Here is a 22,602-nt window from a genome sequence, read left to right on the forward strand (position 1 = left end):
GAGCGAGCGATTGCGCGTCGGCGAGGGCTTCCTGGAATTTGGTTGTGAGTTTGTCTTGGCGCATGAATGACTCCGTTTCCCCGGCATGTAGGGATGTATGGCACGAAATTCAAGCCAAAGTCGTCGGTCGAAGCCGCGTCGGCGCCCCCTCGTACAGAATAGCCATCCGCGGCGCCGGCACGCCAGTTACTCGCCTGTTCGCCTGTTATTCATCAATCATCTGGAGTTGCTCATGTTCTGTTCAAGGTGGATTGCCGCTTCCGCATCGCGCCGGGTCTTCGCGCTCGGCCTGCTGGCCGCTGTGGCGGGCTTCGCGCAGGCGCAGCAGGGCACGCCGATCAAGCTGCTGGTCGGCTTTCCTGCCGGCGCCGGCAGCGACGCGATCGCCCGCACGCTGGCCGAGAAGCTCAAGGACCAGCTGGGCGCGCCGGTGGTGGTCGAGAACCGCGCCGGCGCGGGCGGCCAGATCGCCGCGCAGGCCCTCAAGGCCGCTGCGCCGGACGGCCACACGCTGTTCCTCTCGCACGACCACAGCATCTCGATCCTGCCCCAGGTGGTGAAAAACGCGGGTTTCAATCCGGCCACCGATTTCGTGCCGGTCGCGGGCTTCGCGACCTTCGCCAACGTGCTCGCGGTATCGGGCGGGACGCCGGCGAAGAACCTGGACGAGTACCTCAAATGGGTGCGCACCCAGCGCGGCGGCAAGGACACCATCGGCGTGCCGGCGCCGGCCTCGATCCCCGAGTTCCTGGTGAAGATGATTGGCGCCAAGTACAAGATCGACGTGCAGTCGGCGCCCTACCGCGGCAGCGCGCCGATGACGGCCGACATGCTGGGCAACCAGATCAGCGCCGGCATCGCCTCGGTGCCCGACTTCATCGAGAACCACCGGGCCGGCAAGGTGCGCATCGTGGCCACCATCGGCAGCAAGCGCCAGGCGCTGCTGCCGCAGGTGCCGACCTTCACCGAGCTCGGCTTCGCGAACCTGGAAGACCTGCCCTACTACGGCGTGTTCGCGCCCGTCGGCACGCCGCAACCGGTGATCGATCGCTTCGGCGATGCCCTGGCCAAGGTGCTGGCCATGCCCGACGTGAAGCAGAAGCTCACCACCATGGGCCTGACGGTGGCCTACGAGCCGCAAGGCCAGTTCGCAGGCCGCGTGCGCACCTACACCCAAACGTGGCAAGGCATCATCAAGGCCAGCGGCTTCACGCCTCAATAAGCAGGCGAAAACTCAAGCGTTGCCGGCGGTAATGCCCCAGCGCGCCAGCGCCGCATCGTCGGCCACGCGCGCGTCGACCCAGCGCGCGCCCTCTGGCGTCTGTTCCTTCTTCCAGAACGGCGCCTGCGTCTTGAGATAGTCCATGAGGAATTCGCAGGCCTGGAAGCTCTGGCCGCGATGGGCCGAGATCACGGCCACCATCATGATCTGGTCGAGCGGCTGCAGAAGGCCCACGCGATGGATCACGCGCGCGCCGAGGATGTCGAAGCGGCGATGCGCCTCGTCGATCATGGCTTCGATAGATTTCTCGGTCATGCCGGGGTAGTGCTCGAGCTCCATCGAAGCCACCGAGTCCCCGTCGTTGCGATCGCGCACGGTGCCGATGAAGCTGCAGACCGCGCCGACCCGCTTGTCGTCGCTGCGCAACGCGGCGATCTCCTTGGCGAGGTCGAAATCGGCCGTCTGGATAAAAACGCGCGGGCTGTCCATGGCCGGATTGTGGCACCGCGTTAGACTGCAGCGATGCCTTCGCGCGCCCTGCCTCACTGTCTTGCTTCGCTTGAAGCGGTGGCGCCTGTGCGCACGGGCGGCAAAGCCAAAAAACCCCAGCTCGTCTGACCGGAGCTTCGGTTCCGTCGTCGGATGAGCGACGGAACTGCAAGGCTCCAGCCGTAGCCGACTTCTCCTGTGCGCGCATCCGATGGTGGTTCTTCCATCGGTCGATTCCTGAAGGACATCCGCGTGCACCCCTCTTCTTCCACCCCTGATTTCTCGGGCCTCTGGATCCCGCTCGTGACGCCGTTTCGCAAGGACGGAACCATCGACCATGCGGCCCTCGCCGCGCTGGCCGAGCGGCTCACGTCCACCGGCATCGCCGGCTTCGTGGTCTGCGGCTCGACCGGCGAGGCCGCGGCGCTCGATGGCGACGAGCAGCTGGCCGTGCTCGCCACCGTCGCGAAGGCCGTGCCCGCGCTGCCGCGCATCATGGGCATCTCGGGCTACCACCTCGGCAAGACGCTGGACTGGGTTCACCGTCTGAACGACTTCGGGCTGGCCGGGCTGCTGGTGCCGGCGCCGAGCTACATCCGGCCCTCTCAGGCGGGCCTCGCCGCGTGGTTTGGCGCGATCGCCGAAGCGAGCACCGTGCCGCTCCTGGTCTACGACATCCCCTACCGCACCGGCGCGACGATCGCGCGCGAGACGCTGCTCTCGCTCGCGGCCCATCCGCGCATCAGCGCCATCAAGGACTGCGGCGGCGACATGGCGAAGACGCGGGCGCTGATCGCCGACGGCCGCCTGCAGGTGCTGGCCGGCGAAGACGCGCAGCTCTTCGGCACGCTGGCCGAAGGCGGCGCGGGCGCCATCGCGGCCAGCGCGCATCTGCAGACCGCGCGTTTCGTGCAGGTCGTGCAGCTGCTGCGCGAAGGGCGTCTGGCCGAAGCGCGCGCGCAATGGCAGCCCTTGCTGCCCTTGATCGAGGCGCTGTTCGCCGAACCGAATCCGGGGCCGTTGAAGGCCGTGCTCGCCAACGAAGGCTGGATGCAGGACGAATTGCGCGCGCCGATGACGCGCGCCGGAAGCGAACTGCGCGAGTCGCTGTTTCGAACGCAGGCCGCGCTCAGCCGCCGGTGACCGGCGGGAAGAAGGCCACTTCCTGGCCCTCGCGCAGCGCAGCGCTCTCGGCGCTCATGACCTGGTCGAGCGCCATGCGCACGGCCTTGCCGCGGGCCAGCGCGCTCGCATGCGGCTCGCCGCGCGCGATCAGCTCGTCGCGCAGCGCGGCCAGATCGGACGCGCCGGTCTCGACGGTCTCGCTGCCGGTTCCCAGCGCCTCGCGCACCGAGGCGAAGTAACGCACGGTGACTTTCATGTTCAGGCCAGGAGCGATGCGAAGGGAATGAACTGCACCACGTCGCCGGCCTTGAAGGGCTGGCCCGCCGGCGTGTCGATCACGCCGTCGCCCCAGACCATCGAGGTCAGCACGCCGGAGCTCTGGTTGGCGAACAGGTCGAGCCCGCCCGCGGCGTTGCGGCGAGCCCGCAGGAACTCGCGGCGCCGGTCGGCGCGCGGCCAGTCGAAATCGGCACGCATCGGGACCCGCGCGGGCGCGACGCGTGTCGCGCCCTGCAGCGTCAGCAGGAAAGGCCGCACGAGCAGCAGGAAAGTCAGGAAGCTCGACACCGGATTGCCGGGCAGCCCGGTGAGGTGCGCGTCGCCGATGCGGCCGTAGGCGAAGGGCTTGCCCGGCTTCATCGAGAGCGACCACAGGTCGAGCTGGCCCAGCGCCTGCACGGCGGCCTTGATGTGGTCTTCCTCGCCGACCGACACGCCGCCGGTGGTGATGATCAGGTCGCTGCGAAGCGATGCGGCGCGCAAGGCCTCGATGGTCGCGTCGCGCCGGTCGGGCACGATGCCCAGGTCGTTCACCTCGCAGCCGAGCCGCTGGAGCAGCGCGCGCATGAAGAAGCGATTGGAGTTGTAGATTGAGCCCGGCTTCATCGCCTCGGGCGCCACCTCGCCGGGCATCACGAGCTCATCGCCGGTCGACAGCAGGGTGACGCGCGGGCGCTTCGCCACGTGCAGCCGGTCGAGCCCGACGCTGGCGGCCAGACCCAGGCCTGCGGGTGTGAGGCGTTCGCCCCTGGAAAGCACCACGTCGCCGGCCGCCACGTCTTCGCCGGCGCGGCGAATCCACTGGCCCGCGGCGGGCACGATCTCGATGCGCACGCTTCCCAGGCCGCCCTCTTCGGGCTGCGCGCTGGTGTCTTCCTGCATCACGACCGCATCGGCGCCTTCGGGAATCTGCGCGCCGGTGAAGATGCGCGCGGCCGTGCCGGCGGCGAGCGCCGTGCCGACGCTGCCGGCCGGAATGCGCTGCGCCACCCGCAGCACGGCACCGGGCGCCGCGCAATCGGCGACGCGCAGCGCGTAGCCGTCCATCGAGCTGTTGTCGCGCGGCGGCACGGTGAGCGCCGACACTACATCCTGTGCGAGCACGCGGCCGTCGGCCTCGAAGGTGGAGACGCTTTCGATGCCGACTTGCGGCGTGGCAGCCGCGAGCAGGCGCGCGAGCGCCTCGTCGAGCGGCATCAGGGGAGGACGTGCGAATGGATCAGCCATGGCGTTCCATCTTGTACTCGAAACGCGCCGCGTTCTGCAGCAGCCAGTCGCCGATGCCATCGACGTCGTTCAGGTCGAAGACCGGCAGCTCGGTGGCGGTGGGCAGCAGTTCGGGCGTGTCGGTCGCGATCGCGACGATGTGCGCGTCCTCGGCGTAGCGTGCGGGGCGGGCCGCCTCGCCCTCCCCCGGCTCGCGCCAGATCTCGATCTTGAACAGGTCACTGTGCTTGAAGCCTTCGACCAGCACCCAGTCGACGCGGCCATCGAGCTCGGCCACCAAGTCGTGCACGCCGAGCTGTGTCGGCCGCTCGAACTCGCGGATCAGCGCGAGCCGCTTGTCCGACGCGACCACCACCTCGAAGGCACCGGCTTCGCGATGCCGGTAGGTGTCCTTGCCCGGATGGTCGATGTCGAACTTGTGATGGGCATGCTTGACCACCGAAACGCGCTGGCCGTGCAGCTTGAGCACGGGGATCAAGCGCTCGACCAGCGTGGTCTTGCCCGCGCCCGAGAAGCCGGCGAAGCCGATGACTTTCATGCGCCGCCTTCCTGGGGGTCAATCACAGTGCTGGGCAATGTAGGCCTTGACTGCCTCGGCATCCGCCGGCAGCTTGACGACCCGCTTGGGCAGCGCCTCGATGCCTTCGAAGCGGGCCGGACGTTCCGGCTCGTGGCCCAGCGCCTCGACGATGGTTTCGGCGAACTTGATGGGCAGCGCCGTCTCGAGCACGATCATCGGAATGCCCGGCGCGAGGTGTTCGCGCGCGGCCTTGAGGCCATCGGCCGTGTGAGTGTCGATCAGCGTGGCGAAGCGCTTGTCCGTGTCGCGGATGGTGGCGAGCCGGTCGGCATGCGTGCTGCGGCTGCTCGCGAAGCCGAAGCGCGACGCGGCTTGCGCGAAGGCCGGATCGCCGCTCAGGTCGAATCGGCCGCTGCGGCCGAGCTCGCCTTCGAACAGGCCGCGCGTCTTTGCCGCGTCGCGGCCTACCAGGTCGAACACGAAGCGCTCGAAGTTGCTGGCCTTGGAGATGTCCATCGAGGGGCTCGAGGTCTCGTGCGTGTCGGCGGCCGAACGCACGCGATAGACGCCGGTGCGGAAGAATTCGTCGAGCACGTCGTTCTCGTTGGTCGCGACCACCAGCGTGCGGATCGGCAGGCCCATCGAACGCGCCACGTGGCCGGCGCAGACGTTGCCGAAGTTGCCGGAGGGCACAGTGAAGCTGACCTGCTTGTCGTTCGTACCGGTCGCCTGGAAATATCCGGCAAAGTAGTAGACCACCTGCGCCAGGAGACGCGCCCAGTTGATCGAGTTGACGGTGCCGATCCTGTACTTGCGCTTGAAGTTCAGGTCGTTCGAAACCGCCTTGACGATGTCCTGGCAGTCGTCGAACACGCCGGCGACCGCGATGTTGTGGATGTTGGCATCCTGCAGGCTGAACATCTGCGCCTGCTGGAACGGGCTCATGCGGCCGTCGGGCGAGGTCATGAAGACGCGCACACCCTTCTTGCCGCGCATCGCGTATTCGGCCGCGCTGCCGGTGTCGCCGCTGGTCGCGCCGAGGATGTTGAGCTCCTCGCCGCGGCGCGCCAGTTCGTACTCGAACAGGTTGCCGAGCAGCTGCATCGCCATGTCCTTGAAGGCGAGCGTCGGGCCGTTGGACAGGGCCTCGAGGTACACGCCGTCCTCGAGCTCGCGCAGCGGCACGATCTCGGGCGTGCCGAACACCTCGGCGGTGTAGGTCCTGGCGCAGATCGCCTTCAGGTCGGCCGGTGGAATGTCGTCGATATAGAGCGAGAGCACCTCGAACGCCAGCTCGGCATACGGCAGGCTGCGCCACTTCGAGAGCGTGGCGGCGTCCACCTGCGGGTAGTGTTCGGGCAGGTACAGGCCGCCGTCGGGGGCCAGGCCCTCGAGCAGGATCTCGCAGAAGCGGCGGCGGTCGGGATGGCCGCGCGTGGACAGGTAGCGCATCAGGACAGCTCTTCCTTGCGGATGCGCACGATCGGCGCCAGCACCGTGGGCAGCGCCTGCAGCTGCGCGAGCGCATCGTCCAAAGTGCCTTCGCGCGTGTCATGCGTGAGGATGATCAGGTCGGTCTGCGTCGAGCCCTCGCCGCCCACCTCGTCGGCTTCGCGCTGCAGCACCGCATCGATGCTGATGCCGGCCGTGGCCAGCAGCCCCGTGACCTGGGCCAGCACGCCGGCCTCGTCCGCCACGCGCAAGCGCAAGTAGTAGCTGGTCACCACCTCGGCCATCGGCAGGACCTTCAGGTCGCTCATCGCGTCGGGATGGAAGGCCAGGTGCGGCACCCGGTGCGCCGCATCCGCCGTGTGCAGGCGCGTGATGTCGACCAGGTCGGCGATCACCGCGCTCGCGGTGGGCTCGCTGCCTGCGCCCTTGCCGTAGTAGAGGGTGGTGCCGACGGCATCGCCGTTGACCACCACGGCATTCATCGCGCCTTCCACGTTCGCGAGCAGGCGTTTAGCCGGCACCAGGCTGGGGTGCACGCGCAGCTCGATGCCCTGCGCCTTGCGCTTGGTGATGCCGAGCAGCTTGATGCGGTAGCCGAGCTGTTCGGCGTACTTGATGTCCTGCGCCGCGAGCTTGGTGATGCCCTCGATGTGCGCCCTGTCGAACTGCACCGGAATGCCGAAGGCGATGGCGCTCATCAGCGTGACCTTGTGCGCGGCGTCGATGCCCTCGATGTCGAAAGTCGGATCGGCTTCGGCGTAGCCCAGGCGCTGCGCCTCCTTCAGCACCGTGCCGAAGTCCAGGCCCTTGTCGCGCATCTCCGAGAGGATGAAGTTGGTGGTGCCGTTGATGATGCCGGCGATCCACTGGATGCTGTTGGCCGTGAGCCCTTCGCGCAGCGCCTTGATGATCGGGATGCCGCCGGCCACGGCAGCCTCGAAGGCCACCATCACGCCCTTGGCATGGGCGGCCGCGAAGATTTCGGTGCCATGCACCGCGAGCAGCGCTTTGTTGGCCGTCACCACGTGCTTGCCGGCGGCGATCGCCTCGAGCACCAGCTCCTTCGCGATGCCGTAGCCGCCGATCAGCTCGATCACGATGTCGATGTCGGGATTGGCGATCACGGCGCGCGCGTCGTTCACGACCTGCACGCCCTCGCCGACGGCGGCCTTGGCGCGCGCGAGGTCGAGATCGGCGACCATCGTGATCTCGATTCCGCGCCCCGCGCGGCGCTTGATCTCTTCCTGGTTGCGCTGGAGCACCTGGAAGGTGCCGCTACCGACCGTGCCGATGCCGAGCAGGCCTACTTGGATGGGTTTCATTCGTTTCGTCTTGTGGAGCAATGAGGGGTCTCAGGCGACCCGGTTTCTGTAGCGTTCGAGGAAGTCGGCGATGCGCTGCACCGCTTCGCGCAGGTCTTCTTCATGCGGAAGGAACACGATGCGGAAATGGTCCGGCGTCGCCCAGTTGAAGCCGGTGCCCTGCACCAGCATCACCTTGGTTTCCTTCAGCAGCTCGAGGAAGAACTGCCGGTCGTCGTCGATCGGGTAGACCTTGGGGTCCAGCTTGGGGAACATGTAGAGCGCCGCATTCGGCTTGACGCAACTCACCCCCGGAATGGCGGTGATGAGCTCGTAAGCCAGATCGCGCTGGTGGCGCAGACGGCCGCCGGGCCCCACGAGATCGTTGATGCTCTGGTAGCCGCCGAGCGCCGTCTGGATGGCCCATTGACCCGGCACGTTGGGACACAGGCGCATGTTCGAGAGCATGTTGAGGCCCTCGATGTAGTCCAGGGCCACCTTCTTGTCGCCCGACACCACGAGCCAGCCGGCGCGGTAGCCGCAGGAGCGGTAGCTCTTCGACAGCGAGTTGAAGGTCAGGGTCAGCACATCCTTCGACAGGCTGGCGATGGCGGTGTGCTTGACGCCGTCGTACAGCACCTTGTCGTAGACCTCGTCGGCGAGGATCACGAGGCCGTGCTCGCGCGCGATCTCAACGATGCCCTTGAGCAGTTCGTCCGAGTACAGCGCCCCGGTCGGATTGTTGGGATTGATGACCACGATGCCCTTGGTGCGGGGCGTGACCTTGGCGCGGATGTCGTCGAGGCTCGGCATCCAGCCGTTGTCCTCGTCGCAGAGGTAGTGCACCGGCTTGCCGCCCGAAAGGCTCGCGACAGCGGTCCAGAGCGGATAGTCCGGAGCCGGCAGCAGCAGTTCGTCGCCGTCGTTGAGCAGCGCGTTGGCGGCCATCGCGATCAATTCGCTGGCGCCGTTGCCCAGGTAGATGTCGTCGAGCGTCACGCCCGCGATGCCCTGCTTCTGGGTCTCGTGCATCACCGCCTTGCGCGCCGCGAAGATACCCTTGCTGTCCGAGTAGCCGGACGAGGCGGGCAGGTTGCGGATCATGTCCTGCTGCACCTCTTCGGGCGCATCGAAGCCGAACGGCGCGAGATTGCCGATATTGAGCTTGATGATCTTCTGGCCCTCTTCCTCCATCTGCTTCGCGGCATCCATGATCGGGCCGCGGATGTCGTAGAGCACATTGGCCAGCTTGGCCGATTTCTTGATCGCTTTCAAAGTCCCTCCAAGGGCGTCTGCACGGGGGAAAACCTATAATTTGACCACAGTTCCCCCGGCCTCCCGATGAAGCTCCAGCCCGACAAATCCGACGTCCAGACCCTTACCGCACACGGCCCGGGCTGGGTGGCCATCAACAACGAGAAGGTCGAAGGCAGCGTGGTGGTCGGCTCGCGCGGGGAGCGCTTCGCGTGGGACTGCACCCGCTTCGACCAGCTCGGAGCCGAGCATTTCGCGCAGTTGGCCTCCATGGGCGCCGAGCTGATCATCTTCGGCAGTGGCGGGCGCATCCGTTTTCCGCAGGCAGCCTGGCTGCAGCCGCTCATGGCGCAGCGCACGGGCGTGGAGACCATGGACACGGCCGCCGCCTGCCGCACCTACAACATCCTCGCGGGCGAAGGCCGCCACGTGGTTGCAGCCCTGCTGGTCGAGAGGCCGGAAGGTGGGAACTAGAGGTCGTTTCGGGGTAAAATACCGGGTTGCAAACCGGCGGCCCGCCCAGTAAAGCAACGACCAATCCTCCATTTCGAGCGCCTCCGGAGCCAGGAGCCGGCTTGAACATGGAATCAAACGGAGAAAACAAGTTTCATGGCGATCGTTGTCAACAAACCCATTCCCGAATTCGACGCCAACGCCACCGGCGGCATCAAGGTCTCGAACACCTCGCACCTCGGGCACGTGCTGGTGATGTACTTCTACCCCAAGGACAACACGCCCGGTTGCACAACCGAAGCGATGCAGTTCCGCGATCGCTACAAGGATTTCGTGAAGGCCGGCGCCACCGTTTTCGGCGTGTCGCGCGACAACATGAAGTCGCACGACGAATTCAAGGCCAAGCTCGAACTCCCTTTCGAGCTGATCGCGGACACCGAAGAGAAGATGTGCCACATGTTCGGCGTGGTCAAGAACAAGATCATGTACGGCAAGAAGGTCAAGGGCATCGAGCGCAGCACCTTCCTGATCGGTGCCGACGGCGTGCTCAAGGCCGAATGGCGCGGCCTCAAGGTCCCAGGCCATGTCGATGACGTGCTCAAAGCAGTCAAGGCGCTCAAGAAGGCTGCCTGATCTCCTGCAAGCGTGTACTTTTGCGCGGTCGCGTTGGCGATGCGCAACGTTCACGGGAGGTGACACATTCGATGTGCATAATGGTTTCATGCCGTTGAGCTCCACGACCGCATCCCCCGAACAAAGCCGCCCTGGTCTTCAGGCGGCTTTTTCGCTTTCTGGCCTCTTTCTTTTTGCGAGCGAACTGCCCCATGCCCCTGCCTCCCGCACCCACGAAACGCGCCGCACTGCTTTCACCGGACGCGCACGACGCGCCCGCCCGTTCCTCGCACGGAAGAAACGGCCGTCGTTCGTCCGATCGGCGCACTGAAGAGACCCGGTCCAGCGGGCCGCAGCCGCTCGAGCTGTTCGACCGTCACGCCGCAGAAGGCGGCGGTAGCGTCGAGGCGCCGCCCGTGCCCAAAGTCAGGGCGCTGGCGCCCTCTGCGGCGCCGACATCGCCGTCGCGCAGCCAGATCGAGAGCCGCCCCGCTCCTGCTCCCGCTGCACCGCAGAACGCGGCGCGCGCCAAGCGCAGCAAACCCAACGGCCCGGCCAAGCTGTTCGTGCTGGACACCAACGTGCTGCTGCACGACCCGATGTGCCTGTTCCGCTTCGAGGAGCACGACATCTTCCTGCCGATGATCGTGCTGGAGGAACTCGACGGCCACAAGAAAGGCACGACCGAAGTCGCGCGCAACGGCCGCCAGACCAGCCGTACCCTCGATGCGCTCGCCGGCGCGCAGGGCGCCGACATCGCCAAGGGCCTGAAGCTTGACTCCACCGGGCACCGGGAGTCCGGCGGCAAGTTGTTCTTCCAGACCGCTCCGCTCGACTACGCATTGCCGACCAGCCTGCCCCAGGGCAAGGCCGACAACCAGATCCTCGGCGTCGTGCAGGCACTGCGGGATCTCTATGCGCAAGACGAGCCGGGCCGGCCGAAGCAGGAAGTGGTGCTGGTGTCGAAGGACATCAACATGCGCGTCAAGGCGCGCGCGCTCGGCCTCGCGGCGGACGACTACCAGAACGACAAGACGCTCGAAGACGGCGACCTGCTCTACTCCGGCTCGCTGGCGCTGCCGGCCGATTTCTGGACACGCCAGAGCAAGACGGTCGAGAGCTGGCAGAGCGGCAGCAGCACCTTCTACCGCGTCAGCGGCCCGATCGTCCCGAACCTCTACATCAACCAGTTCGTCTATTTCGAAGCACCCGGCGAGCCGAGCATGTACGCGCGGGTCACCGAGATTCGCGACAAGACCGCGGTGCTCAAGACGCTCAAGGACTACGGGTCGATCAAGAATGCCGTCTGGGGCGTGAACACGCGCAACCGCGAACAGAACTTCGCGATGAACCTGCTCATGGACCCCGAGGTGGACTTCGTCACCCTCACCGGCACCGCAGGCACCGGCAAGACGCTGATGGCGCTGGCCTCGGGGCTCACCCAGGTGCTGGATGACCGGCGCTACACCGAGATCATCATGACCCGCGCGACCGTGAGCGTCGGCGAGGACATCGGCTTCCTGCCCGGCACCGAAGAGGAAAAGATGGGCCCCTGGATGGGCGCGCTCGACGACAACCTCGAGTTTCTGGCCAAGGGCGACAGCGGCGGCGCAGGTGAATGGGGCCGCGCGGCCACCAACGAGCTGATCCGCAGCCGCATCAAGATCAAGAGCATGAACTTCATGCGCGGCCGTACCTTCCTCAACAAGTACGTGATCATCGACGAGGCGCAGAACCTGACGCCCAAGCAAATGAAGACGCTGGTCACGCGCGCGGGCCCGGGCACCAAGATCATCTGCATGGGCAACCTGGCGCAGATCGACACGCCCTACCTCACCGAAGGCTCCTCGGGGCTGACCTTTGCGGTCGACAAGTTCAAGGGCTGGCCGCACAGCGGACACATCACGCTGGCGCGCGGCGAACGCTCGCGCCTGGCGGATTTCGCGAGCGACGTGCTGTAGCGAGCCTGCGTTCCTGCGCTTTGCGCGAAGGCTGCTGACAGGACGTTGTCAGTAGCCTCCGCGCAGCATGGCGGCATGAACCGCAGGAACTGGATCGCCGTCGCCAGCGCAGAACATGCACGCCGCGGGCGGGAGCATGGCAGCGTTGGCTTCATGCAGGTCGGCCATGGCAAACTCGCGCCCCTCCGGCGCGTCGCGCCGGGTGATCGCGTCGCGTACTACGCGCCCGCCGCTGTGCCCCACGGCACCGACAAGCTGCAGAGCTTCGTTTCGATCGGCGTCGTGCAGAAGGGCGAGCCGTACGAAGCGGACATGGGCGGCGGCTTCGTCGCCTGGCGACGCGACGTGAGCTACGCGGCCGCGCAGGAGGCGTCGATCCTCCCGCTCATCGACCACCTCGACTTCGTCGAGGATCCGAAGCGCTGGGGCTACAAGTTCCGTTTCGGGCTATTCGAAATCAGCGACCACGACATCCACCTGATCGCCGGCGCCATGAACGCCAGCATCAGGGCATTGGACCTTTGATTCATCAGGAGAAGAAAACCATGCAACCCGAGCTTCGACGCCATGACGCGTTCAGAGTCGCCGGCCTGACCGTGCGAACCACCAACCGCGAGGAGAACGATCCGCAGTCGGCTCGCATCGGCAAGCTCTGGATGCGCTTCTTCGACGAGCGCGCCTATGAAAGGCCGCACCGGGTCAACGACATGCGGCTCTACAGCGTCTACTCGGCCTACGAATCCGATGCGCATGGCGCCTTCGACATCACGACCGGCGTGGCCGTCTCGGACGGCCCGGCGACGGTGCCGATCGAAGCCGGCGACTACCTCGTCTTCAGCGGGCAAGGCGAAATGCCGCAGATGGTGCTCGCGGTCTGGCAGTCGATCTGGCAGTATTTCGAGCAGCATCCCGAAATCAGGCGCACCTACCGCAGCGATTTCGAGGCCTATAGCGGCCCCGAGCAGGTCGCCATCCACATCGGCGTCACCCTGGACTGACAAAGATTTCGACAAGAAGCCCGTTCGACGTTGACCTGCCCGCATGCGCCGTGCCGACCGCCTGTTCCAGATCGTCCAGCTCATCCGCGGGCGACGACTCACGACCGCCGCGTTCCTGGGACAGCGCCTGGAAGTGTCGGAACGCACCGTCTACCGCGATGTGGCCGACCTGCAGCGCCAGGGCGTGCCGATCGAAGGGGAAGCCGGCGTAGGCTATCGGTTGGGCGCGGGCTTCGACCTGCCGCCGCTCATGTTCACGCAGGATGAGGCCGCGGCCCTGGTCGCCTCGGCGCGGCTGGCCCAGAGTTCGGTCGATCCCGCGCTGGCACGCGACATCCAGACCGCGCTCGGCAAGATTCTCTCGGTGCTCCCGCCGGCAGCACGCGCCTCTGCGGAGAGCCTGGCGCTCTTCGCGCCGTCGTTCGCCATCGACGACGGCACGCGCGCGCGCTTGCAGACGCTGCGCGAAGCGGTCCAGTCACGCAACAAGCTCCGCATGGACTACCGCGACGTCAGCGGCGCGCCGAGCCAGCGCATCGTGCGGCCGCTCGGCTGTTTTTATTGGGGCCGAGTCTGGACCTTCTCGGCCTGGTGCGAACTGCGGCAGGACTTTCGTGCCTTCCGGATCGATCGCATCGACGAGGTCGAGGTCCTGCCCGATCGCTTTCGCGACGAACCCGGCAAGACGCTGGCCGAGATGCTTCGCCGTCTGCAGGAGGATCCGGCGGAGCCGCAATCGTCCCGCTTGGCGTAGCGCCGTCCAAGCCGCTGGCCGGGCTCAGAAGTCGGCGCCGCCGCTGGCCAGGTTCTCGAACTTGGTGAGCGGCTTGAGGAATGCAAGCTTGACCGTGCCCGTCGGGCCGTTGCGGTGCTTGCTGATGATCACCTCGGCCACGCCGGGCTCCTTGCTGTTCTTGTCGTAGTAGTCATCGCGGTAGATGAACATGATGATGTCGGCATCCTGCTCGATGGCACCGGACTCACGCAGGTCGCTCATCATGGGGCGCTTGTCGGTGCGGCTTTCCACGCCGCGGCTGAGCTGCGACAACGCGATCACCGGGCACTTGAGTTCTTTTGCCAGCATCTTCAACCCGCGAGAAATCTCACCCACGGCTGTGGCGCGGTTCTCGTCGCTCATGCTGCTAGACACGCTCATCAGTTGGAGGTAGTCGACCACGATCAAGCCGAGCTTCCCGTACTGGCGCGCGAGGCGGCGTGCGTTCGCACGCAGCTCACTGGTGGTGAGGCCCGGTGTCTCGTCGATGTGCAGCGACACGTTGCGCAGCTTCTCGATGGCTTCGGTGAGACGCGGCCATTCTTCGTCGGTGAGCTTGCCGGTCCGCAGGTGACCCTGGTCGATGCGTCCGATAGAACCGACGATGCGCACCGCCAGTTGTGAAGCCCCCATTTCCATCGAGAACACGGCGACCGGCAACCCCTCGTTGAGCGCCACATGCTCGGCGATGTTGATCGCCAGCGAGGTCTTTCCCATGGACGGGCGCGCGGCCAGCACGATCATGTCCCCCGGCTGCAGGCCGGAAGTCATCTTGTCGAATTCGTAGAAGCCCGTGCGCACACCCGTGATGTCATTGGGGTTCTCCGCCATCTCGGTTACGCGGTCCAGCAGCTCGACCACCAGGGAATCCATGCCCTGGAAGCCCTGCTTCATGCGCGTGCCTTCCTCGCCGATGTTGAAGATCTTCTGTTCGGCCTCGTCGAGGATCTTGTCGACCGACTTGCCTTGGGTGTTGAAGGCGTTGGTCGCGATCTCGTCGCTGGCACTCACCAGCTTGCGCAGGATCGAGCGTTCGCGCACGATCTCGGCATAACGGCGGATGTTGCTCGCGCTCGGCACGTACTGGGCCAGCGAATTCAGGTAGGCCAGGCCGCCGATCTCTTCGGCTTTGCCGAGGTTCTGCAACTGCTCGTAGACCGTGATCACGTCGGCCGGCTTGCTGGCGTTGACCAGTGTTCCGATGGCCGCATAGATCAGCTTGTGCTCATGGCGATAGAAGTCGCTGTCCACCACTACATCGCCCATGCGGTCCCAGGCGCCGTTGTCGAGCAGCAGGCCGCCGAGCACGCTCGATTCGGCCTCGATCGAATGCGGTGGGATGCGCAGCTGTGCAACTTGGCGGTCGGCCGACGGGTCGTTGTCGGCATAGGAGAAAACGGCGGACATGAACTTCCTTGCAACCTTGCATGCTAAGCCGCGCGACGCACGGCGTCACGTGGACAAGGCTGTGAATAACTGGTGATCTTCCGGTGCAGCACGCGGGACAACCGCAGGCCCCAAAAGAAAAGGCCGCCCAAAGGCGGCCCACAAGGACAAGATCGCGCCGCGATCCTGTTTTCTCCTTGCTGACAGGCTTACGCGCTTTCGCCGTACACCGTGACGGTGATGTCGACCACCACGTCGGTGTGCAATGCAACACTGACGGTGCTGTCGCCGACGGTCTTGATCGGGCCGTTGGGCATGCGCACCTGCGACTTCGCGACCTTGTAGCCCTGCTTGTTGAGCTCGTCGGCGATGTCGTTGTTGGTGACCGAGCCGAACAGGCGGCCGTCGACGCCGGCCTTCTGCGTCAGCTTGACGGTGGTGCCGCCGAGCTTCTCGCCCTGGGCTTGCGATTCAGCCAGCTTGGCGGCCGCAGCCTTTTCGAGCTCGACGCGCTTGGCTTCGAATTCGGCCTTGTTGGCTTCGGTGGCGCGGCGCGCGCGACCCGAGGGGATCAGGAAGTTGCGCGCGTAGCCGTCCTTGACCTTGACGATCTCGCCAAGCACGCCGAGGTTGACGACCTTGTCCAGAAGAATGACTTGCATGGTGTCTTGCTCCTTAAACGCGGTGTTGGTCGCTGTACGGCACCATCGCGAGGAAGCGTGCGCGCTTGATCGCGGTGTTGAGCTGGCGCTGGTAGATCGCGCGCGTGCCGGTCAGGCGCGCGGGAATGATCTTGCCGTTCTCGCTGATGAAGTCGCGCAGCGTGTCGATGTCCTTGTAGTCGATCTCTTCGACGCCAGCGACGGTGAAGCGGCAGAAGCGCTTGCGCTTGAACAGCAGCGATTGGGTGTTGCGCTTCGGGCGCTTGTCTTTGTTGAATTTCTTGAACGTGGCCATTTGGGGACCTCTCTTCGAAAATTAATCTTGCTGAAAATCCTGGATGTGCAGCACTGGATATTTGCCGTTGCCCGGTGTCGCGAGGAAGCCCTGAAAACGCCAGAGACTTCCCAACGCCTGCTTCGCGAGCCGCTCGGCCACTGCGCCGAACGCCACGGCCTTGAGGGCCGCCTTGATCTGCCGGGGCTGGGCCGCTTCGGTCACCGTCGACTCGTGTTCGAGTCGCAGGTCGATGGCGGGCAGGCCGGCAGGCGTGAAGCGCAAGGCACCGAGTTCGGCGACGCAGGCAGTCAGCACGAGGCTGTTGACTGCGGCAGCGCTCACACCATCAGTTGTTGTTGGCGGCGTACTCGGCCTGCTGGGCCTTGCGGGCCTCTTCGCGCTCGACCGTCTTCATCATCGACGACGGACCAGTTTCGGCCTTCTTCTTGACCACGGTGAGGTGGCGCAGGACGGCGTCGTTGAACTTGAAGGCGTGCTCGAGCTCGGCCATCACGGCCTGCTCCGCCTCGATGTTCACGCACAGGTAGTGCGCCTTGTTGAGCTTGTTGATCTGGTAGGCCAGCTGACGGCGGCCCCAGTCTTCAACGCGATGGACCTTGCCGCCGCCGGCCGTGATCAGGCCCTTGTAACGCTCCAGCATGGCCGGAACTTGCTCGCTTTGATCCGGATGGATCAGCAGAATGATTTCGTAGTGACGCATGGCACTCCTTGTGGATCTTCCGTGGAAGGGATAAAGCCACCTGCAGCGTCGGTAGCAGTGTGGCAAGGCAAAGCCGGCTATTGTAGCAGGGTATCGCCGTCCCGGAAGTGCCAGAGGATCGTCAAGGACCCAGGGCGCGATCGAGTGCAGCCGCCTTCTCCGGGCCCACTGCATCGCGGATCTTGGGCGCCAGCGCCACCAGTTCCTCGTAGGTTGACGTACCCTCGACCGACAGATTGAGCCGGAAGCCCCGCAGGCCCAGGCTGCCGGTGAGTTGGGTAGCGATCGGATAGGCGTCCTTGTAACGCTGCTGGTTCGTGCGCCCCTGAGCCGGATGCGCAGCTTCCTTCTGCACTTCAATGGCCGGCGCGGCCGAGGCGGCTGGCTCCGAAACCGCCGCCGCGTTGGCTGCCTCGGCCGTTCCGCCCACCTGCCCCAGCAAGCCGAGTTCGACCATCTGATCGATGTCCTCGCGTGCGATGCCCATGCCGGCCTCGAGCACTTCGCTTACCGAGCGTTTGCCGTCGCACAGGATGAATGCCGAGCGTTGGCGCGGCGTGAGCCGGATCGAACGGTCCTTGAGCGCCTGCTGCCCGGCTTCCGTCTTGACAAGAATCATGCTGTCCCCCATCGCGAAATTCCCGAGAGTGATCGAGGTTCTGTGTCCGTCCTCTGTTGACGCTCTCGGAGCTGCGCCTCCCCTAGGTCATAAGTTTGACACTAAAGATTCATCTGGTTGCAATTACACCGAGCTGACGTGGAAATTACAGGCCGGGCGTGACGGAATTTGTAGCGCGGCGGTGACAGGACCGCCGCCGCGCCTCGGGCTTCAGCGCTGCGCGAGCTGCTGCCAGGTGTCGATCACGCTGTCCGGGTTCAGGGAGATCGACTCGATGCCCTCTTGTGCCAGCCAAAGCGCGAAGTCGGGATGGTCGCTGGGGCCCTGGCCGCAGATGCCCACGTACTTGCCCTGGGCCTTGCAGGCCTTGATCACGCGGCTCAGCAAGGCCTTGACTGCGGGGTCGCGCTCGTCGAAGTCGGCCGCGAGCAGTTCGAGACCGGAATCGCGATCCAGACCCAGCGTGAGCTGCGTCAGGTCGTTCGATCCGATCGAGAAGCCGTCGAAATACTTCAGGAACTCCTCGGGCAGGATCGCGTTGCTCGGCACCTCGCACATCATGATCAGCTTGAGTTCGTTCTCGCCGCGCTTCAGGCCATGCTCGCCCAGCAGTCCCGTGACGCGCTCGGCCTGGCCCAGCGTGCGCACGAAGGGCACCATGATCTGCACGTTGGTCAGGCCCATCTCGTTGCGTACGCGCTTGAGCGCCTCGCATTCCATCGCGAAGGCCTCGCCGAAGTCCGCGCTCAGGTAGCGCGCCGCGCCGCGGAAGCCGAGCATGGGGTTCTCCTCTTCCGGCTCGTAGCGGCTGCCGCCGATCAGCTTGCGGTACTCGTTGGACTTGAAGTCCGACAGGCGCACGATCACTTGCTTGGGCCAGAACGCGGCAGCGATGGTGGCGATGCCCTCGGCAACCTTGTCGACGTAGAAGGCGCGCGGCGAGGCGTGGCCGCGAGCGACCGATTCGACCGCTTTCTTGAGGTCCGCGTCGACATTCGGGTAGTCGAGGATCGCCTTCGGATGCACGCCGATGTTGTTGTTGATGATGAACTCGAGCCGTGCCAAGCCGACGCCGTGGTTCGGCAGTTGGGCAAAGTCGAAGGCGAGCTGCGGATTGCCCACGTTCATCATGAGCTTGATGTCGATCTCAGGCATTTCGCCGCGCTGGACCTCAGTGACTTCGGTCTCCAGCAGGCCGTCGTAGATGAAACCGGTGTCGCCCTCGGCGCAGCTCACCGTGACCAGGGTCCCGTCCTTCAGCAGGTCGGTGGCGTCGCCGCAGCCGACCACGGCCGGAATGCCCAGCTCGCGCGCGATGATCGCCGCGTGGCAGGTGCGGCCGCCGCGGTTGGTGACGATGGCCGCGGCGCGCTTCATCACCGGCTCCCAGTTCGGGTCGGTCATGTCGGTCACCAGCACGTCGCCGGGCTGGACCTTGTCCATCTCGCTGATGCTGTGAACCAGGCGCACCGGGCCGGTACCGATCTTCTGCCCAATGGCGCGCCCTTCGGCCAGCACGGCGCCCTTGGCCAGCAGCTTGTAGCGCTGTTCGGCCTTGCCCTGCTGCTGGCTCTTCACGGTTTCGGGGCGCGCCTGCAGGATGTAGAGCTGGCCGTCGGTGCCGTCCTTGCCCCATTCGATGTCCATCGGCCGGCCGTAGTGTTCCTCGATCACGAGCGCGTACTTCGCGAGTTGCTCGACGTCGGCGTCGCTCAGCGAGTAGCGGTTGCGCTGCTCGGTGGGTACGTCGGTGGTCTTCACCAGCTTGCCGCTGGCTGCCTTCTCTTCGGCGCTCGCGAATTCCATCTGAATCAGCTTGGAGCCGAGGTTGCGCCGGATCACGGCGCGCTTGCCGGCCCGGAGGGTCGGCTTGTGCACGTAGAACTCGTCGGGGTTCACGGCCCCCTGCACCACGGTCTCGCCCAGGCCATAGCTCGAAGTGATGAAGACCACATCCTCGAAGCCTGACTCGGTATCGATCGTGAACATCACGCCCGCGGCGCCCAGGTCGCTGCGCACCATGCGCTGCACGCCGGCAGACAGCGCCACGACGTCGTGGGCGAAACCCTTGTGGACTCGGTAGCTGATGGCGCGATCGTTGTAAAGGGAGGCGAACACCTCCTTCATCTTGTGAAGCACGTCGTCGATGCCCACGACGTTGAGGAAGGTCTCTTGCTGGCCCGCGAACGAGGCGTCTGGAAGGTCTTCTGCGGTGGCCGACGAGCGCACGGCAAAAGAGGCTTCGGGGTTGCCCGCGCTGAGCTTGGCGAAGGCCTCCCCGATCGCCTTCTGCAGGTCGGCCGGGAAAGGCTGGGCCTCGACCATGGCGCGGATCTCGGCGCCGACCGTGGCCAGCGCGCGCACGTCCTCGGTATTCAGGCTTTTGAGCTTGGCGCTGATCCGGTCGGCCAAGCCGTCGTGGGCGAGAAACTGGCGGAACGCGTGGGCCGTGGTCGCAAACCCCGTGGGCACCCGCACCCCCTGGGGCAGTTGGGAAATCATCTCGCCGAGGCTGGCGTTCTTGCCGCCCACCGACTCGACGTCGGTCATCCTCAGGTTTTCAAACGGTACGACCAGGGCGGTCGCTTCGAAGAGTGCAGACATGGGAAAGCTCCAGAAGTTAAAACCGGGGCAACATGCAGACGGCGCGACGCAATCGTTCTTTTTGCTCTGAGCGCAGGGGCGGTGTGCATGAAAGAAGGCATTGGGGATGGGGAACGCAGGAGCGCATTCCCGATAATGGGCCGGATTGTAGGCGCCGCCCGCTTCGGCGCGCCGCAGGACAAGGCCGCCAACCATGCACACGCGCACCGTATTCTTCGTTTCCGACGGCACCGGCATCACCGCCGAAACCTTCGGTAACGCCGTTCTTGCCCAATTCGAGATGAAGCCCCGCCACGTGCGGCTCCCCTTCACCGACACGGTCGACAAGGCCCATCAGGCCGTACGGCGAATCAACCACACGGCCGAAATCGAGGGCCTGCGACCGATCGTCTTCACGACGCTGGCCAATATGGACGTGCTCGAGGTGATCGAGACCGGCTGCAAGGGCATGCTGCTCGACATGTTCGGCACCTTCGTGCGGCCGCTCGAGATCGAGCTGGCGATGAAGTCGAACCACCGCATCGGCCGCTTCAGCGACGTGAGCAAGAGCAAGGAATACAACGCGCGGATTCAGGCCATCGACTTCAGCCTGGCGCATGACGACGGCCAGAGCAACCGCGACTTGGACGGCGCCGACGTGATCCTGGTCGGCGTGAGCCGCAGCGGCAAGACGCCGACCTCGCTCTATCTCGCCATGCAGCACGGCCTGAAGGCCGCCAACTACCCGCTGATCCCCGAAGACTTCGACCGCCGGCAATTGCCGCCGGCGCTGATGCCGCACCGCAAGAAGATCTTCGGGCTCACGATCCAGCCCGAGCGCCTGAGCGAGATCCGCAACGAGCGGCGCCCGAACTCGCGCTACGCGAGCATCGAGAACTGCCGCCACGAAGTGAGTGAGGCCGAGGCGATGATGCGGCGCGCCGGCATCCGCTGGCTGTCGACCACCACCAAGTCGATCGAGGAGATCGCGACCACCATCCTGCAGGAGCTGCGGCCCGAACGGCTGACCTACTGATCGCGATCTGTTCCTGCCTCTCAGGCCGCGACGGCCTCCTCTGCCGGCGCGGAGGTCCGGATCAGGTGATCGAAGGCGCTGAGCGCCGCCTTCGCACCATCGCCGGCCGCGATGATGATCTGCTTGAACGGCACGGTCGTCGCATCGCCCGCCGCGAACACGCCGGGCACCGAGGTCTGGCCCTTCGCATCGACCACGATCTCGCCGTGCTTCGAGAGCTCGACCGTGCCCTTGAGCCAGTCGGTGTTGGGCACCAGGCCGATCTGAACGAACACGCCTTCGAGCGCCACCTGGTGGCTCTCGGCCGTCGCGCGGTCCTTGTAGACCAGGCCGTTGACCTTTTGCTTGTCGCCGGTGATCTCGGTGGTCTGCGCGTTAGTGATCACCTTGACGTTCGCCAGGCTCTTCAGCTTGCGCTGCAGCACCGCGTCGGCACGCAATTGGGTGTCGTACTCGATCAGCGTCACGTGGCCCACGATGCCGGCGAGGTCGATGGCCGCTTCGACGCCAGAGTTGCCGCCGCCGATCACCGCGACGCGCTTACCCTTGAAGAGCGGACCGTCGCAGTGCGGGCAGTAGGCCACGCCCTTGTTCTTGTACTCGTGCTCGCCCGGCACGTTGATGTTGCGCCAGCGCGCGCCAGTCGAGATCACCACCGAGCGGCTCTTGAGCGAGGCGCCGCTCTCGAGCTTGATCTCGATGAACTCCTTGCCCGGCACCAGCGCGGCGGCACGCTGGAGGTTCATGATGTCGACCTCGTAGTTGCGCACGTGCTCCTCGAGCGCCAGCGCGAACTTGGGACCTTCGGTTTCCTTGATCGAGATGAAGTTCTCGATGCCCATGGTGTCGAGCACCTGGCCGCCGAAGCGCTCGGACGCCACGCCCGTGCGGATGCCCTTGCGTGCCGCATACACAGCGGCCGCCGCGCCGGCCGGCCCGCCGCCGACGATGAGCACGTCGAACGGATCCTTGCCGGCAATCTTCTTCGCCTCGCGTTCGACGCCGCTGGTGTCGATCTTGGCGAGGATCTCTTCCAGGCTCATGCGGCCCTGGCCGAATTCGGTGCCGTTCAGGAACACGGTCGGCACGGCCATGATCTGGCGTTCCTTCACCTCGTCCTGGAACAGCGAGCCATCGATCATGGTGGCTTTGATGCGCGGGTTCTGCACCGCCATCAAATTGAGCGCCTGCACGACGTCCGGGCAGTTGTGGCAGGTGAGCGAGATGTAGATCTCGAATTCGAAGTCGCCATCGAGTGCGCGGATCTGCTGGAGCACGGCGTCGTCGACCTTCGGCGGATAGCCTCCGACCTGCAGCAGCGCGAGCACCAGCGAGGTGAACTCGTGGCCCATCGGAATGCCCGCGAAGCGGGGGCCGTGGCTCTGGCTCGGCAGGTTGATCGAGAACGAGGGCTTGCGATGGTTGTCGTCGCGGCTCTCGGTCACCTTCACCAGCGCAGACGAGTCGGCCACGTCCTTCAGCAACGATTGCAGATCGCCCGACGCCTTGCTGTCATCGAGCGAAGCGACGATTTCGATCGGCTGCGTGATGCGATCGAGATAGCTTTTCAGTTGTGCCTTGGTGCCGGCGTCGAGCATGGTGAACTCACTTTGAAAATACGAAGGGAACAAAAAAGCCCGGGAGCGAAGC

General features: G+C 65.5%; 24 protein-coding genes. 9 read left to right on the forward strand and 15 right to left on the reverse strand.

What is annotated here, in order from left to right; translation table 11 throughout:
- Window positions 1-232 precede the first annotated feature (232 nt).
- Window positions 233-1,222: a Bug family tripartite tricarboxylate transporter substrate binding protein gene (locus AC3A6B_RS00005; protein WP_487834714.1), complete on the forward strand. Its 990-nt coding sequence runs from the start codon at window positions 233-235 to the stop codon at window positions 1,220-1,222.
- Window positions 1,223-1,234: 12 nt separating this feature from the next.
- Here AC3A6B_RS00005 and AC3A6B_RS00010 read toward each other — a convergent pair whose 3' ends face one another.
- Window positions 1,235-1,711 carry a molybdenum cofactor biosynthesis protein MoaE gene (locus AC3A6B_RS00010; protein WP_487834715.1) on the reverse strand — a complete coding sequence of 159 codons (477 nt, stop codon included), beginning with the start codon at window positions 1,709-1,711 and terminating at the stop codon, window positions 1,235-1,237.
- Window positions 1,712-1,957: 246 nt separating this feature from the next.
- Between AC3A6B_RS00010 and dapA the strand changes: the two genes are divergently transcribed.
- Complete coding sequence (dapA, locus tag AC3A6B_RS00015) at window positions 1,958-2,854, forward strand: 4-hydroxy-tetrahydrodipicolinate synthase (RefSeq protein ID WP_487835218.1); 897 nt, start codon at window positions 1,958-1,960, stop codon at window positions 2,852-2,854.
- Here the strand turns inward: dapA and moaD are convergent.
- Genes moaD through AC3A6B_RS00045 form a run of 6 tightly spaced genes read right to left on the reverse strand, consistent with a single transcriptional unit; the run spans window position 2,841 to window position 8,890 of the window.
- Window positions 2,841-3,092 (reverse strand): molybdopterin converting factor subunit 1, encoded by a 252-nt coding sequence (moaD, locus tag AC3A6B_RS00020; protein WP_126836506.1) that lies wholly within the window; start codon window positions 3,090-3,092, stop codon window positions 2,841-2,843. The two genes, dapA and moaD, sit on opposite strands and share 14 nt — an antisense overlap.
- A gap of 2 nt (window positions 3,093-3,094) precedes the next feature.
- Window positions 3,095-4,342 (reverse strand): molybdopterin molybdotransferase MoeA, encoded by a 1,248-nt coding sequence (locus AC3A6B_RS00025; protein WP_487834716.1) that lies wholly within the window; start codon window positions 4,340-4,342, stop codon window positions 3,095-3,097.
- Window positions 4,335-4,880 (reverse strand): molybdopterin-guanine dinucleotide biosynthesis protein B, encoded by a 546-nt coding sequence (gene mobB, locus AC3A6B_RS00030; RefSeq protein ID WP_487834717.1) that lies wholly within the window; start codon window positions 4,878-4,880, stop codon window positions 4,335-4,337. The genes AC3A6B_RS00025 and mobB overlap by 8 nt, the downstream gene beginning before the upstream one ends.
- Window positions 4,881-4,898: 18 nt before the next feature.
- Complete coding sequence (gene thrC, locus AC3A6B_RS00035; RefSeq protein ID WP_487834718.1) at window positions 4,899-6,314, reverse strand: threonine synthase; 1,416 nt, start codon at window positions 6,312-6,314, stop codon at window positions 4,899-4,901.
- Window positions 6,314-7,636 carry a homoserine dehydrogenase gene (locus tag AC3A6B_RS00040; RefSeq protein ID WP_487834719.1) on the reverse strand — a complete coding sequence of 441 codons (1,323 nt, stop codon included), beginning with the start codon at window positions 7,634-7,636 and terminating at the stop codon, window positions 6,314-6,316. Before AC3A6B_RS00040 ends, thrC begins: the two co-directional genes overlap by 1 nt.
- Before the next feature lie 30 nt (window positions 7,637-7,666).
- On the reverse strand, window positions 7,667-8,890 hold the full coding sequence (locus tag AC3A6B_RS00045; protein WP_487834720.1) for a pyridoxal phosphate-dependent aminotransferase: 1,224 nt from the start codon (window positions 8,888-8,890) through the stop codon (window positions 7,667-7,669).
- 66 nt (window positions 8,891-8,956) lie between these two features.
- Here AC3A6B_RS00045 and AC3A6B_RS00050 point away from each other — a divergent pair, with 66 nt between their 5' ends.
- The 6 genes from AC3A6B_RS00050 to AC3A6B_RS00075 all read left to right on the forward strand — a co-directional run bounded on the left by AC3A6B_RS00050 (window position 8,957) and on the right by AC3A6B_RS00075 (window position 13,647).
- Window positions 8,957-9,343 (forward strand): Mth938-like domain-containing protein, encoded by a 387-nt coding sequence (locus AC3A6B_RS00050; RefSeq protein ID WP_487834721.1) that lies wholly within the window; start codon window positions 8,957-8,959, stop codon window positions 9,341-9,343.
- A gap of 135 nt (window positions 9,344-9,478) precedes the next feature.
- Entirely contained in the window at window positions 9,479-9,955 is a 477-nt protein-coding gene (locus AC3A6B_RS00055) for a peroxiredoxin (protein WP_093109821.1), read from the forward strand.
- A gap of 191 nt (window positions 9,956-10,146) precedes the next feature.
- A complete protein-coding gene (locus tag AC3A6B_RS00060) occupies window positions 10,147-11,895 on the forward strand; it encodes a PhoH family protein (protein WP_487834722.1) in 1,749 nt (582 codons plus the stop codon).
- A gap of 75 nt (window positions 11,896-11,970) precedes the next feature.
- Entirely contained in the window at window positions 11,971-12,420 is a 450-nt protein-coding gene (locus tag AC3A6B_RS00065) for an EVE domain-containing protein (RefSeq protein WP_487834723.1), read from the forward strand.
- Between the two features lie 20 nt (window positions 12,421-12,440).
- On the forward strand, window positions 12,441-12,893 hold the full coding sequence (locus AC3A6B_RS00070) for a GyrI-like domain-containing protein (RefSeq protein ID WP_487834724.1): 453 nt from the start codon (window positions 12,441-12,443) through the stop codon (window positions 12,891-12,893).
- Window positions 12,894-12,936: 43 nt separating this feature from the next.
- Window positions 12,937-13,647, forward strand: coding sequence for a helix-turn-helix transcriptional regulator (locus AC3A6B_RS00075; RefSeq protein ID WP_487834725.1), 711 nt, complete (start codon window positions 12,937-12,939; stop codon window positions 13,645-13,647).
- 24 nt (window positions 13,648-13,671) lie between these two features.
- On the opposite strand, the gene dnaB is transcribed toward AC3A6B_RS00075, so the two are convergent.
- The 7 genes from dnaB to ppsA form a co-directional block, all read right to left on the reverse strand.
- Window positions 13,672-15,075 (reverse strand): replicative DNA helicase, encoded by a 1,404-nt coding sequence (gene dnaB / locus AC3A6B_RS00080; RefSeq protein WP_487834726.1) that lies wholly within the window; start codon window positions 15,073-15,075, stop codon window positions 13,672-13,674.
- 188 nt (window positions 15,076-15,263) lie between these two features.
- Window positions 15,264-15,716, reverse strand: a complete 453-nt coding sequence (gene rplI, locus AC3A6B_RS00085) for a 50S ribosomal protein L9 (RefSeq protein ID WP_126836496.1) — start codon at window positions 15,714-15,716, stop codon at window positions 15,264-15,266.
- Window positions 15,717-15,729: 13 nt separating this feature from the next.
- Window positions 15,730-16,011 (reverse strand): 30S ribosomal protein S18, encoded by a 282-nt coding sequence (gene rpsR, locus AC3A6B_RS00090; RefSeq protein ID WP_007830781.1) that lies wholly within the window; start codon window positions 16,009-16,011, stop codon window positions 15,730-15,732.
- A 21-nt stretch (window positions 16,012-16,032) separates the two neighbouring features.
- Window positions 16,033-16,335, reverse strand: a complete 303-nt coding sequence (gene priB / locus AC3A6B_RS00095) for a primosomal replication protein N (protein ID WP_487834727.1) — start codon at window positions 16,333-16,335, stop codon at window positions 16,033-16,035.
- Between the two features lie 4 nt (window positions 16,336-16,339).
- Entirely contained in the window at window positions 16,340-16,714 is a 375-nt protein-coding gene (gene rpsF / locus AC3A6B_RS00100; RefSeq protein WP_093109828.1) for a 30S ribosomal protein S6, read from the reverse strand.
- A gap of 121 nt (window positions 16,715-16,835) precedes the next feature.
- The gene (locus tag AC3A6B_RS00105) at window positions 16,836-17,333 is read right to left on the reverse strand and encodes a hypothetical protein (protein WP_487834728.1); all 498 of its coding nucleotides are present in this window, start codon (window positions 17,331-17,333) and stop codon (window positions 16,836-16,838) included.
- A gap of 210 nt (window positions 17,334-17,543) precedes the next feature.
- Window positions 17,544-19,937, reverse strand: coding sequence for a phosphoenolpyruvate synthase (gene ppsA, locus AC3A6B_RS00110; protein ID WP_487834729.1), 2,394 nt, complete (start codon window positions 19,935-19,937; stop codon window positions 17,544-17,546).
- A 193-nt stretch (window positions 19,938-20,130) separates the two neighbouring features.
- On the opposite strand from ppsA, the gene ppsR reads away from it, so the two are divergent.
- Window positions 20,131-20,952, forward strand: a complete 822-nt coding sequence (gene ppsR, locus AC3A6B_RS00115; RefSeq protein WP_093109831.1) for a posphoenolpyruvate synthetase regulatory kinase/phosphorylase PpsR — start codon at window positions 20,131-20,133, stop codon at window positions 20,950-20,952.
- A gap of 20 nt (window positions 20,953-20,972) precedes the next feature.
- Here ppsR and ahpF read toward each other — a convergent pair whose 3' ends face one another.
- Window positions 20,973-22,550 carry an alkyl hydroperoxide reductase subunit F gene (gene ahpF, locus AC3A6B_RS00120; RefSeq protein ID WP_487834730.1) on the reverse strand — a complete coding sequence of 526 codons (1,578 nt, stop codon included), beginning with the start codon at window positions 22,548-22,550 and terminating at the stop codon, window positions 20,973-20,975.
- Between the last annotated feature and the right edge of the window lie 52 nt (window positions 22,551-22,602).

It is taken from the genome of Variovorax sp. Soil_C_33 (assembly GCF_057656935.1).